The 12,812-nt window shown below is 65.1% G+C and carries 7 protein-coding genes; 4 read left to right on the top strand and 3 right to left on the bottom strand.

The features are described 5' to 3' along the window. Positions 1–40: 40 nt before the first annotated feature. Both aceF and aceE read right to left on the bottom strand, forming a co-directional pair. Positions 41–1,720, bottom strand: coding sequence for a dihydrolipoyllysine-residue acetyltransferase (gene aceF, locus AB3X99_RS18180; RefSeq protein ID WP_368617686.1), 1,680 nt, complete (start codon positions 1,718–1,720; stop codon positions 41–43). 78 nt (positions 1,721–1,798) lie between these two features. Then, positions 1,799–4,495, bottom strand: a complete 2,697-nt coding sequence (aceE, locus tag AB3X99_RS18185; RefSeq protein WP_368606273.1) for a pyruvate dehydrogenase (acetyl-transferring), homodimeric type — start codon at positions 4,493–4,495, stop codon at positions 1,799–1,801. Between the two features lie 295 nt (positions 4,496–4,790). Here aceE and fixL point away from each other — a divergent pair, with 295 nt between their 5' ends. The 4 genes from fixL to AB3X99_RS18205 all read left to right on the top strand — a co-directional run bounded on the left by fixL (position 4,791) and on the right by AB3X99_RS18205 (position 11,366). Beyond that, positions 4,791–7,304: an oxygen sensor histidine kinase FixL gene (gene fixL / locus AB3X99_RS18190; protein ID WP_368606274.1), complete on the top strand. Its 2,514-nt coding sequence runs from the start codon at positions 4,791–4,793 to the stop codon at positions 7,302–7,304. After that, positions 7,301–7,948 (top strand): oxygen response regulator transcription factor FixJ, encoded by a 648-nt coding sequence (gene fixJ / locus AB3X99_RS18195; protein ID WP_042264842.1) that lies wholly within the window; start codon positions 7,301–7,303, stop codon positions 7,946–7,948. Before fixL ends, fixJ begins: the two co-directional genes overlap by 4 nt. A gap of 217 nt (positions 7,949–8,165) precedes the next feature. After that, positions 8,166–9,020, top strand: a complete 855-nt coding sequence (gene folD / locus AB3X99_RS18200) for a bifunctional methylenetetrahydrofolate dehydrogenase/methenyltetrahydrofolate cyclohydrolase FolD (RefSeq protein WP_342945898.1) — start codon at positions 8,166–8,168, stop codon at positions 9,018–9,020. 246 nt (positions 9,021–9,266) lie between these two features. Beyond that, positions 9,267–11,366, top strand: coding sequence for a M3 family metallopeptidase (locus AB3X99_RS18205; RefSeq protein WP_368617687.1), 2,100 nt, complete (start codon positions 9,267–9,269; stop codon positions 11,364–11,366). A gap of 83 nt (positions 11,367–11,449) precedes the next feature. Here AB3X99_RS18205 and AB3X99_RS18210 read toward each other — a convergent pair whose 3' ends face one another. After that, complete coding sequence (locus tag AB3X99_RS18210; RefSeq protein ID WP_368617688.1) at positions 11,450–12,736, bottom strand: amidohydrolase family protein; 1,287 nt, start codon at positions 12,734–12,736, stop codon at positions 11,450–11,452. Positions 12,737–12,812 lie beyond the last annotated feature (76 nt).

The raw sequence follows: 12,812 nt of genomic DNA on the forward strand, positions 1-12,812 counted from the left end.
TGGACGTGCGGCGCGTTAGCGCGTGCCGGTCAAATCGGTTTTACAGAATCACGCGGCGGAAATCGCCGAGGATCGAAGCGAGGTACGCGTTGAAGCGCGCGGCCGCTGCACCGTCGATCACGCGGTGATCGTACGAGAGCGACAGCGGCAGCGTGAGGCGCGGCACGAACTGCTTGCCGTCCCACACCGGCTTCATCGCGCTCTTCGACAGGCCGAGGATCGCCACTTCCGGTGCGTTGATGATCGGCGTGAAATGCGTGCCGCCGATGCCGCCGAGCGACGAGATCGAGAAGCAGCCGCCTTGCATCTGGTCCGGCTTGAGCTTGCCTTCGCGCGCGAGCTTCGAGAGCTCGGCCATTTCCTTCGCGATGTCGACGAGGCCCTTCTTGTCCGCGTCGCGGATCACCGGAACGACGAGGCCGTTCGGCGTGTCGGCGGCAAAACCGATGTGGTAGTACTGCTTGAAGACGAGGTTGTCGCCGTCGAGGCTCGCATTGAACGCCGGGAACTTCTTGAGCGCCGCGACGCAGGCCTTGATGACGAACGCGAGCATCGTGAACTTCACGCCCGCCTTCTCGTTTTCCTTGTTCAACTGCACGCGCAGCGCTTCGAGTTCGGTGATGTCCGCTTCGTCGTTGTTCGTGACGTGCGGGATCATGACCCAGTTGCGGTGCAGGTTCGCGCCGGAGATCTTCTTGATACGCGACAGCGGCTGCGTGTCGATCGGGCCGAACTTCGTGAAGTCGACCTTCGGCCACGGCAGCAGGTTCAGGCCCGCGCCGCCCGCAGCCGGTGCGGCTGCGGCGCCGGCCGGCGCTGCGAGCGCGCCCGTCATCACGCCCTTCACGAACGCGGTGACGTCGTCCTGGGTGATGCGGCCCTTCGGACCCGTACCCGTGACACGGGCAACGTCCACGCCGAGTTCGCGCGCGAACTTGCGCACGGACGGCGAGGCATGGCTCGGTCGGCTCGAGCCGCCTTCGCCTGCCGGAATGATCGGCGCCTGCGCGAGTGCCGAAGGCGCTGCGGCGGCAGCCTTGGCCGGCGCTTGCTGGGGCGCGTCCGACGGCTCTTCGACGTGCTTCGCAGCCGGTGCGGCGGCGGGTGCCACGGCGCCTTCTGCTTCGACGACGACGATCTCGGTGCCTTCCGACACGTTGTCACCGACCTTGACCTTGATTTCCTTGACGACGCCGGCCACGGGGCTCGGCACGTCCATCGTCGCCTTGTCCGATTCGAGCGTGACGAGCGACTGCTCCTTCTCGACGCGGTCGCCGACCTTCACGCCGATCTCGATGACCGGTACGTCCTTGTAGTCGCCGATGTCGGGGACCTTGACCGACTGCACGCCGCCGCTTGCGGCGGGCGCTGCAGCGGGGGCCGGCGCAGCCGCCTGCGCGGGCGCGGCGGCAGGAGCGGCCTTCTCTGCCTTCTCTGCCTTCGCGGCGGGCGCGGGAGCGGCGGGCGCAGCGCCTGCACCGGCGCCGTCCAGCACCAGCACGAGCGAGCCTTCCGACACGTTATCGCCGACCTTGACCTTCACTTCCTTGACCGTGCCCGACGCCGGGCTCGGCACGTCCATGGTCGCCTTGTCCGACTCGAGCGTGATGAGGGACTGCTCTTTTTCGACGGTATCGCCCGCCTTCACCAGCACCTCGATCACAGGAATGTCCTTGTAATCGCCGATGTCCGGCACCTTGACTTCGATCGCTTGACTCATTGTTAGTGTCTCCGGGGCCGCATACGACACGCCTCCCCGTTTCGGGGAGGCGCACATGCCATGCACAGGGGTGATGGGTTAGACGGTCATCGGGTTGGGTTTGGACGGATCGAGGTTGTACTTGGCGATCGCCTCGCCAACCACCTTGCGCTCGATCTTGCCTTCGTCTGCGAGCGCATTGAGCGCTGCAACCGTGGTCCAGTAACGATCGACTTCGAAGAAGTGACGCAGCTTCTCACGCGTGTCCGAACGGCCGAAGCCGTCGGTGCCGAGCACCACGAACTTGCGCGGCACCAGACCGCGGATCTGGTCGACCAGCGCACGCACGTAGTCGGTCGAAGCGATGATCGGACCTTGCGTGTCCTTGAGCAGCTTCTCGACGTGCGATTCGCGGCGCGGCTCGCTCGGGTGCAGCAGGTTCCAGCGCTCGACTTCATGACCTTCGCGAGCGAGTTCGGTGAAGCTCGGCACGCTCCAGAGATCGGCTTCGACGCCCCAGTCGTTCTTCAGCAGGTCAGCGGCCGCGATCACTTCGTTGAAGATCGTGCCCGCGCCCATCAGCTGAACGCGCGGCGCCTTGGCGTTCGCGTCGGCCTTGCGGAACGAGTACATGCCCTTGATGATGTCGGCCGCCACGCTCTCGCCCTGCGGAATCGCCGGGTGCTCGTAGTTCTCGTTCATCACCGTGACGTAATAGAACACGTCTTCCTGGTCCTGCACCATGCGGCGCAGACCGTCCTGCATGATGACCGCGAGTTCATAGCCGAACGTCGGGTCGTAGCTCACGCAGTTCGGCACCGAAGCCGCCCACAGGAGCGAGTGGCCGTCTTCGTGCTGCAGACCTTCGCCGTTGAGCGTCGTACGGCCCGCCGTGCCGCCCAGCAGGAAGCCGCGCGAACGCATGTCGCCTGCGGCCCAGGCCAGGTCGCCGATACGCTGGAAGCCGAACATCGAGTAGAAGATGTAGAACGGGATCATGATCTCGCCGTGCGTCGAGTACGACGTCGCAGCTGCGATCCAGTCCGACATGCCGCCGGCTTCGTTGATGCCTTCCTGCAGAATCTGACCGGTTTCCGATTCCTTGTAGAACATCAGCTGGTCGGAATCTTCCGGCACGTACTTCTGGCCTTGCTGATTCCAGATACCGATCTGGCGGAACAGGCCTTCCATACCGAAGGTACGCGACTCGTCCGGCACGATCGGCACGACGCGCTTGCCGAGCGCCTTGTCCTTCAGCAGGATGTTCAGGATCCGCACGAACGCCATCGTCGTGGAGATCTCGCGGCCTTCGCCCGTGCCCTTGAGCAGCGGCTCGAATGCGTCGAGCGCCGGCACCGGCAGCGACTCGGCCTTCTGGCGGCGAGCCGGGAGATAACCGCCGAGGTCCATGCGCTTCTGGCGCATGTACTCGAGTTCCTTCGAGCCTTCTTCGAACGTGAGGTACGGCACGTCGACGATCTGCTCGTCCGTGATCGGCAGGCGGAACTGGTCGCGGAACTTCTTGAGCTGATCCACCTGCATCTTCTTCTGCTGGTGGGTGATGTTCATGGCCTGGCCGGCTTCGCCCATGCCATAGCCCTTGATCGTCTTCGCGAGGATGACGGTCGGCTGGCCCTTCGAGTTCGAAGCTTCGTGGAACGCCGCGTAGATCTTGTGCGGGTCGTGGCCGCCGCGGTTCAGATTCCAGATGTCGTCGTCGGACCAGTCGGCGACCAGCGCCTTCAGTTCCGGCGTGTTGAAGAAGTGCTCGCGCACGAACGCGCCCGACTCCGACTTGTACGTCTGGTACTCGCCGTCGACCACTTCCATCATGCGGCGCATCAGCGCGCCCGACTTGTCGCGTGCGAAGAGCGCGTCCCAGCGGCTGCCCCAGATGACCTTGACGACGTTCCAGCCGGCGCCGCGGAACTCGCTTTCGAGTTCCTGGATGATCTTGCCGTTACCGCGCACCGGGCCGTCGAGGCGCTGCAGGTTGCAGTTGATGACGAACACGAGGTTGTCCAGACGCTCGCGGCCGGCCATGCCGATCGCGCCGAGCGATTCCGGCTCGTCCGTTTCGCCGTCGCCGAGGAAGGCCCAGACCTTGCGGCCGTCGGTCCTGGCAATGCCGCGCGCCTGCAGGTACTTCATGAAGCGCGCCTGGTAGATCGCCATGATCGGGCCGAGACCCATCGAGACGGTCGGGAACTGCCAGAAGTCCGGCATGAGCCACGGGTGCGGGTACGACGAGATGCCCTCGCCGCCCACTTCCTGGCGGAAGTTGTCGAGCTGCTTTTCGGTCAGGCGGCCGAGCAGGAACGCGCGCGAGTAGACGCCCGGCGACGAGTGGCCCTGCACGAACACGAGGTCGCCGCCATGCTCGGCGGAAGGCGCGCGCCAGAAGTGGTTGTAGCCGACGTCATAGAGCGTGGCCGCCGATGCGAACGAAGCGATGTGGCCGCCCACGTTCGTGTGCTTGCCCGCGCGCAGCACCATGGCCATGGCGTTCCAGCGCGTGTACGAGCGGATGCGGTGTTCGATATCCTGGTCGCCCGGGTTCCTGGCCTGGTTGGCGACGGGGATCGTGTTGATGTAAGGCGTGTTCGCCGAGAACGGCAGATGCTCGCCGTGCACACGGGCGAATTCGATCTGCTTTTCGATCAGGTAGTGGGCGCGATCAGGGCCGACAGTCGAAATGACGCCGTCCAGCGCTTCAAGCCATTCGGCGGTTTCCTGGGGATCCTCGTCCTTGTCGGCGGCAACGTACTTGAGGACTTCGTCGGGTACAGCGGACATGCTCGTCTCCTGAATATAGGGGAACGCTGTTGATCGGACCATGCGGGCGGCAACGCTTAAGACGTGACCGGGCCAACCGCAGCAGCTTCGGGGCGATTGTAATGACCCCCCTGACCATTGCGCAACAAAATTTTCGAATTGCGAGATGCGATTTTATAATGCGAAAAATTGCTGCAGCGCACGCTTAATCGTTCGCGCCCTTGAGCCGATAACGGCCAGTTTGCACCTGTTTATCGGCGATTTACGGCTTTTTTCGCGGCATTTCCGTGTCTTACGCTGAGCTACAATCCTTGCCATGTTGACCGAACGGCTTTTCGCACGCTCGGCGCGGCCGCCCGGAACGCCCGGCGAGTCGTCGCCGTCTCGCTGGCACCACGGACCCTGGTGGTCGAATTCCTATTTGCTGACGCCACTCCTGTCGATCCTCGTGTTCCTGATCGTCATGAGCCTGATCTTGTGGAGCCTGAACCGCCGCGAGCAACAGCAGCAGGAAGACACGCTCTATCGCAACGTCGCATGGGCCCAGCAACAGATCCGGCTATCCATGACAGGCGCGCAGGAGCAGCTGCAGGCGCTCGCTCGCGACCTCGCCGCGGGCCACAGCGATCCGCAGTATTTCCAGACGTCCACCACGGACATCATGCAGGGCCATCCGGAGATCCTCTATCTCAACTGGTACACGAGCCAGGAGGCGCCGCGCTGGCCCAACACGGCGATGCCGGTCTTCGGCCAGCGCCTCGCGAAGCCCAACGACGCGCAAATGGACGAGGCCGTGAAGGCCGCTTTCGCCGAGGCGCGCGCCACGCGCCGCCAGGTGTATTCGCCGCTTATTTACGACGACGTCGGTAACGGCTACATCACGCTGCAAACGCCGGTATACCGCGATCGTGAATTTCTTGGGTCGATCGCGGCCGTGTTTTCGGTCGAAGGCATCCTGAAGCACGACATCCCATCTGAGCTGTCGGCCAAGTACAAGATTTCGATCCTCGACGCGAACAACCGCGAGCTCGCGACCACCTCGACGCGGCCGCGCCTGCCGCGCGACGTCTATTACGACCTGCCGCTCGATCCGCCCGGCCAGGGCGTGTCGGTACGCGTGTACTCGTATCCGCAGATGACCAACTTCACGAACAACACGCTCGTGTGGCTGGTCGCGGGGCTGTCGTGTTTCGTGCTGTGGAGCCTCTGGAGCCTCTGGAAGCACACGCGCCAGCGCTTCGAGGCGCAGCAGGCACTTTACGCGGAGGCGTTCTTCCGCCGCGCGATGGAAAACTCGGTGCTGATCGGCATGCGCGTGCTCGACATGCACGGCCGCATCACGCACGTGAACCCGGCGTTCTGCCGCATGACCGGCTGGGACGAAAGCGACCTCGTGGGCAAGAACGCACCGTTCCCCTACTGGCCGCGCGATGCCTACCCCGAAATGCAGCGCCAGCTCGACATGACGCTGCGTGGCAAGGCGCCCTCCTCGGGGTTCGAACTGCGCGTGCGCCGCAAGGACGGCTCGCAGTTCCATGCGCGCCTCTATGTCTCGCCGCTCATCGACAGCTCGGGCCGCCAGACTGGCTGGATGTCGTCGATGACCGACATCACGGAGCCCAAGCGCGCACGCGAAGAACTCGCCGCCGCGCACGAGCGCTTCACCACCGTGCTCGAAAGCCTCGACGCCGCCGTCTCGGTGCTCGCCGCCGACGAAGCCGAACTGTTGTTTGCGAACCGCTACTACCGCCACCTCTTCGGCATCCGCCCGGACGGCCATCTGGAACTCGCGGGCGGCGGCGGCTTCGATTCGGCGAGCGCCTCTTCCGATTCGATCGACATGGTCGACGCCTTCGCCGGCCTGCCCGCCACCGCGCTCACCGAGAGCACGGCGGACGCGCAGGAGGTCTATGTCGAGAGCATCCAGAAGTGGTTCGAAGTGCGCCGTCAGTACATCCAGTGGGTGGACGGCCACCTCGCGCAGATGCAGATCGCGACCGACATCACCACGCGCAAGCAGGCGCAGGAACTGGCTCGCCAGCAGGACGAAAAGCTCCAGTTCACGAGCCGCCTGATGACGATGGGCGAAATGGCCTCGTCGCTGGCGCACGAGCTGAACCAGCCGCTCGCCGCGATCAACAACTATGCCTCGGGCACCGTCGCGCTCGTGAAGTCGGGCCGTGCCGCGCCCGACAACCTGCTGCCCGTGCTCGAGAAAACGGCGCAGCAAGCCGTGCGCGCGGGCATGATCATCAAGCGCATCCGCGAGTTTGTGAAACGCTCCGAGCCCAAGCGGCAGGCCACGCGCGTGGCCGACATCGTCGCCGACGCGGTGGGCCTCGCCGAGATCGAGGCGCGCAAGCGCCGCATCCGCATCGTGACCGACATGCGCTCGCGCATGCCCGTGATCTACGTCGATCCGGTGCTGATCGAACAGGTGCTCGTCAACCTCTTGAAGAACGCCGCGGAAGCCATGGCCGAAGCGCGCCCGAATGCGATCGACCCGGTGATCCGCGTGATCGTGAAGCGCGAAGGCGGCAACGTCTGCATCAGCGTGGTCGATCAGGGCCCCGGCGTCGACGAAGCCACGGCCGAGCGTCTCTTCGAACCCTTCTACAGCACCAAGTCGGACGGCATGGGCATGGGCCTGAACATCTGCCGTTCCATCATCGAATCGCACCGCGGGCGTCTCTGGGTGGTCAACAACGTCGAATCCGACGGCCACATCAGCGGCGCAACGTTCCATTGCAGTCTGCCTATCGGCGAATCGGACACCCCCTCGCGGAACACCGACGAACCGACTCCACAAACCGTTACGGGAGAGCCATGAACAGCCCAGTCACCACCCAGGAAACCGTCTTTGTTGTCGATGACGACGAGGCCGTACGAGATTCCCTGCGTTGGCTCCTCGAAGCGAACGGCTACCGCGTCCAGTGTTTCAACAGCGCGGAGGAGTTCCTCGAGGCGTACCAGCCGGCGCAACAAGCCGGGCAGATCGCCTGCATGATTCTCGACGTACGCATGCAAGGCATGAGCGGCCTCGAACTGCAGGAACGTCTGATCGCCGAAAACGCCTCGCTGCCGATCATCTTCGTGACGGGCCACGGCGACGTGCCGATGGCCGTTTCGACCATGAAGAAGGGCGCGATGGACTTCATCGAGAAGCCCTTCGACGAAGCCGAGCTGCGCAAGCTGGTGGAGCGCATGCTCGACAAGGCGCGCAACGAAAGCACCAACGTGCAGCAACAGCGCGCGGCCGCCGAACGCCTCGGCAAGCTCACGGCGCGCGAGCACCAGGTCCTCGAGCGCATCATCGCGGGCCGCCTGAACAAGCAGATCGCCGACGACCTTGGGATCAGCATCAAGACGGTGGAGGCGCACCGCGCCAACATCATGGAGAAGCTCAACGTCAACACGGTCGCCGACCTGCTGCGACTCGCGCTCTCCAACAAGCCGCAACAAGCGCAGCAGTAAGCACGTCTTTCTCCGGCAGCATGCATGCGCACCCACGGCGCGCGCATGCTGCCGCCGGCGTCTCGCCGCGACCCTCTTTCCACCCCCCATCGTCCGATCAGGCAGGAGCACGGCCGCTGCGCGGGTATAATATCGGCCTTCGAATGGCGCCCGCCCACGCGCGCCAGCGCTCGCGCCCACACGAGCCCGCATAGCCCACTCTCGACCCCGACCGACCATGACTGCCACTATCATCGACGGCAACGCCCTCTCCAGGAAACTGCGCGCGCAAGTCGCTACGCGCGCCGCCGCCCTCACCGCCCGCGGCCATCAGCCGGGACTCGCCGTCGTGCTGGTCGGCGACAATCCGGCAAGCGAGGTCTACGTGCGCAACAAGGTCAAGGCCTGCGAGGACAACGGCCTCTACTCGTCGTACGACCGCTATCCCGACTCGCTTTCCGAAGCCGACCTGCTCAAGCGCATCGACGAGCTGAACCGCGACCCGAAAATCAACGGCATTCTCGTGCAGTTGCCGCTGCCGAAGCACATCGACAGCCACAAGGTGATCGAAGCCATCGCGCCCGAGAAGGACGTGGACGGCTTTCACGTCGCCAACGCGGGCGCGCTCATGACGGGCCAGCCGCTCTTTCGCCCCTGCACGCCCTATGGCGTGATGAAGATGTTCGAGGAATACGAGATCCCGCTCGAAGGCGCGAACGCCGTGGTGATCGGCCGCTCGAACATCGTCGGCAAGCCGATGGCGCTCCTGCTGCTCGAAAAGGGCGCGACGGTCACGATCTGCCACAGCAAGACGCGCGACCTCGCGAAGCACACGCGCGACGCCGACATCGTGGTCGCCGCGGTGGGCAAGCGCAACGTGCTGAGCGCCGACATGGTCAAGCCCGGCGCGACCGTGATCGACGTGGGCATGAACCGCGACGACAACGGCAAGCTCTGCGGCGACGTCGATTTCGCGGGCCTGAAGGACGTGGCCGGCTTCATCACGCCGGTGCCGGGCGGCGTCGGCCCGATGACCATCACGATGCTCCTCGTGAACACGATCGAAGCGGCGGAGCGCGCGGCAGGCGCGTAAGCAACACGCGACGCCGCGTCACAGCATGACGTTCCCCAAGCGGCCCCTCACGGGCCGCTTTCTTTTTGCGGCGCCGCCCGCCTGAACGAGTGCAGCCGCGATTGCGGCACCGCCCCCCGACATCTGTTAATTTGCTCGGATAACCCGGTTGGAAAGCGCGCCTGGCGCCCCAATACTCTGGCTATCGGGCGCACGCATGCCGCGCCCCGGTCCCCTAACCCGCGACAGACAGGAACAGGAAGCATCATGGCTACTACCCCCTCCGACAATCCGCTCCTCGACTTCACCGGACTGCCGCGCTTCGGCGAAATCCGCCCCGAGCACGTGACGCCCGCGCTCGACGTCCTGCTCGCGAACGCGAAGGCCGCGGTCGAGCGCGCCGCGCAACCCATGACGCCCGCGCAGTGGAGCGACGTGGTCGAGCCGGTCGAGCGCGCCAGCGAGCCGCTTTCGCGCGCCTGGGGCGTGGTCGGCCACCTGAACGCCGTCGCCGATACGCCAGAACTGCGCGCCGCGCACGGCGAGAACCTGCCGCGCGTGACCGAATTCTGGTCGAGCGTCGGCCAGAATCTCGAGCTCTTCAAGAAGTACAAGGCCATTACGAATCACAACTCGTTCGAGCTGCTCTCGGGCGAGCGCAAGAAGATCCTCGACAACTCGCTGCGCGACTTCCGCCTCTCCGGGGCGGAACTGCCCGAAGACCAGAAACCGCGCTTCGCCGAGCTGCAGGAGCGCCAGGCCGCGCTCGCCAAAGCCTTCTCCGACCACGTGCTCGACGCGACCAATGGCTACGCGTTCTATGCCACGAATGAAGCCGACCTCGCGGGCCTGCCCGAGGACGTGATCGCCGCCGCGCGCGAAGCCGCCGAGCGCGAGAACAAGGAAGGCTGGAAGTTCACGCTGCACTTCCCCTCGTACTTCCCGGTGCTGCAGTACTCGGAAAACCGCGCGATGCGCGAGACGATGTACCGCGCCTACGTCACACGCGCGTCCGAGCTGGGCCCCGTCTACGGCGGCGGCAAGGCCGAATGGGACAACACGGCGATCATCGAGGAGCAACTGAAGCTGCGCGCCGAAGAAGCGAAGATGCTCGGCTACGACAACTTCGCCGAAGTCTCGCTCACGCCGAAGATGGCGGAAACGCCGGCTCAGGTGATGAGCTTCCTCGAAGACCTCGCCACGCGCGCGCGCCCGCACGCCGAAAAGGACTGGGAAGAGCTGCGCGAGTTCGCCGCGAGTGAACTGGGCCTCACGCAGATCGAGCCGTGGGACATGGCATTTGCCGCCGAGCGTCTGCGCCAGAAGCGCTACTCGTTTTCGGAAAATGAAGTGAAGCAGTACTTCCCGGAAGACTTCGTGCTGCAGGGCCTCTTCAAGGTCACGGAAACGCTCTTTGGCGTGCGCATCCGCCCGGACAGCGCGCCGGTGTGGAATCCCGATGTGCGTTTCTTCCGCGTGGAAAACGCGGACGGCACGCTCGTCGCGCAGTTTTATCTCGACCTCTATGCACGCGAAGGCAAGCGCGGCGGCGCATGGATGGACGACGCCCGCTCGCGCCGCAAGCTCGAAGGCAACGACGTGCAAACGCCCGTCGCGTATCTCACGTGCAACTTCTCGGCGCCGGTCGGCGGCCGCCCCGCGTGCTTCACGCACGACGAAGTCATTACGCTCTTCCACGAGTTCGGTCACGGCCTGCACCATATGCTCACGCGTGTGGACGAACTGGGCGTGTCGGGCATCAACGGCGTGGAGTGGGATGCCGTCGAATTGCCCTCGCAGTTCATGGAAAACTTCTGCTGGGAATGGGACGTAGTGCGCGAAATGAGCTCGCACGTCGAAACCGCCAGGCCGCTGCCGCGCGAACTCTTCGACAAGATGCTCGCCGCGAAGAACTTCCAGAGCGGTCTCGGCACGCTGCGCCAGATCGTGTTCTCGATGTTCGACATGGCGCTGCACGTGGACTTCGACGCTTCGAAGGGCAAGAGCGCGAACGACCTCGCACGCGAGATCAACGAGCGCTACCACGTCATTCCGCAGGCATCGTTCTCGCGCTGGCCGAACACGTTCAGCCACATCTTCGCGGGCGGCTACGCGGCCGGCTATTACAGCTACAAGTGGGCCGAAGTGCTTTCCGCCGATGCCTATGCGGCCTTCGAGGAAGCCGCGCAGGCCGCGAAGTCGAGCGTGCTCGACGAAGCGACCGGCACGCGCTACCGCAAGGAAATTCTGGAAGTGGGCGGCAGCCGCCCGGCGATGGAATCGTTCAAGGCCTTCCGCGGCCGCGAGCCGAACATCGACGCGCTGCTGCGCCACAACGGCATGGAGCAGCCGCCGGCACAGCAGTGAACGCGTGACCCGCTCGTAAGCGATCCGAACAAAAACCGCGCATGGGTGTGGAACGCATACGCGGTTTTTTATTGCCCCGCGTTTTATCGATACAGCCTGAAATCGACGCTTGGCGGCCGACCTTCGAGTGCAAGCGCCGCGCGCTGCGCGGGTTGCCGGCTCACCACCCTGCCCCGGCTCACGACCGCGAGCCGCGCCGCGCGCAGCCGGATCGCCTCGATGGGATCGCGCGCGTCGAGCACCACGAGATTCGCCGCGCAACCGGGCGCCACGCCGTAGCCTTCGAGGCCGAGGATCGTCGCGGCATTCACGGTCACCGCGTCGAACGAGGCGCGCGAGGCCTCGGTGCCCGTCATTTGCGCGACGTGCAGGCCCATGTGCGCGACTTCGAGCATGTCGCCCGAGCCGAAGCTGTACCACGGGTCCATCACGCAGTCATGGCCGAACGCGACGGTCACGCCTGCCGCCATCAACTCGGGCACGCGCGTCATGCCGCGGCGCTTCGGATAGGTATCGGCGCGCCCTTGCAGCGTGATATTGATGAGCGGATTCGCGATCGCCGCGACACCCGACTCGCGCATGAGCGGGATCAGCTTGCTCACGTAGTAGTTGTCCATCGAATGCATCGACGTGAGATGCGAGCCGGCTACGCGCCCATGCAGGCCCAACCGATGCGTTTGCGCCGCGAGCGTTTCGATGTGGCGCGAGAGCGGGTCGTCGGATTCGTCGCAATGCATGTCCACGCGCAGGCCCTTTTCGGCGGCGAACTCGCAGAGCAGGCGCACCGATTCGGCGCCGTCGGCCATCGTGCGCTCGAAGTGGGGAATGCCGCCCACCACGTCCACCCCCATCGCGATCGCGCGCTTGAGATTGTCGAATGCACCGGGGCTGCGCAATACGCCATCCTGCGGAAACGCCACGAGTTGGAGATCGAGATACGACGCGACGCGGCGCTTCACTTCGAGCAGCGCTTCGACCGCGAGTAGCCGTGCGTCGCACACGTCGACGTGCGAGCGGATCGCGAGAAGCCCGCGCGCGACGGCCCAGTCGCAGTACTGCAGCGCGCGCTCGACGAGCGCCTCCTGCGTGAGATGCGGCTTGAGCTCGCCCCACAGCGCGATGCCCTCCAGCAGCGTGCCCGATGCATTCACGCGCGGCAGGCCGTACGAGAGCGTGGCGTCCATATGGAAATGCGCATCGACGAACGGCGCGCTCACGAGCGCACCCGCGGCGTCGATCTCCTCGCGCGCCGCGGTCGCGAGGTGCGGCTCCACCGCGGTAATGCGCCCCGCCTCGATGCCGATATCCACCGTGGGATACCCGGCGGGATGCGCATGCGCGAGCACCGCGCGGCGAATGATCAGGTCCATCTGCGGCTCCTTGTTCTGGCGTGGTGGCGTGGCGCTTTCGTTTCGGCTCGCGTCGATTCTATCGGCGCCAGAATGG

Source organism: Paraburkholderia sp. BR10882 (assembly GCF_040948855.1).
GTDB lineage: Bacteria > Pseudomonadota > Gammaproteobacteria > Burkholderiales > Burkholderiaceae > Paraburkholderia > Paraburkholderia nodosa_A.

Bases quoted from the DNA above. Each gene is read 5' to 3' on its own strand.
- fixL (WP_368606274.1), top strand. From the start codon at position 4,791: ATGTTGACCGAACGGCTTTTCGCACGCTCGGCGCGGCCGCCCGGAACG.
- folD (WP_342945898.1), top strand. From the start codon at position 8,166: ATGACTGCCACTATCATCGACGGCAACGCCCTCTCCAGGAAACTGCGC.
- AB3X99_RS18205 (WP_368617687.1), top strand. From the start codon at position 9,267: ATGGCTACTACCCCCTCCGACAATCCGCTCCTCGACTTCACCGGACTG.
- fixJ (WP_042264842.1), top strand. From the start codon at position 7,301: ATGAACAGCCCAGTCACCACCCAGGAAACCGTCTTTGTTGTCGATGAC.
- AB3X99_RS18210 (WP_368617688.1), bottom strand. From the start codon at position 12,736: ATGGACCTGATCATTCGCCGCGCGGTGCTCGCGCATGCGCATCCCGCC.
- aceE (WP_368606273.1), bottom strand. From the start codon at position 4,495: ATGTCCGCTGTACCCGACGAAGTCCTCAAGTACGTTGCCGCCGACAAG.
- aceF (WP_368617686.1), bottom strand. From the start codon at position 1,720: ATGAGTCAAGCGATCGAAGTCAAGGTGCCGGACATCGGCGATTACAAG.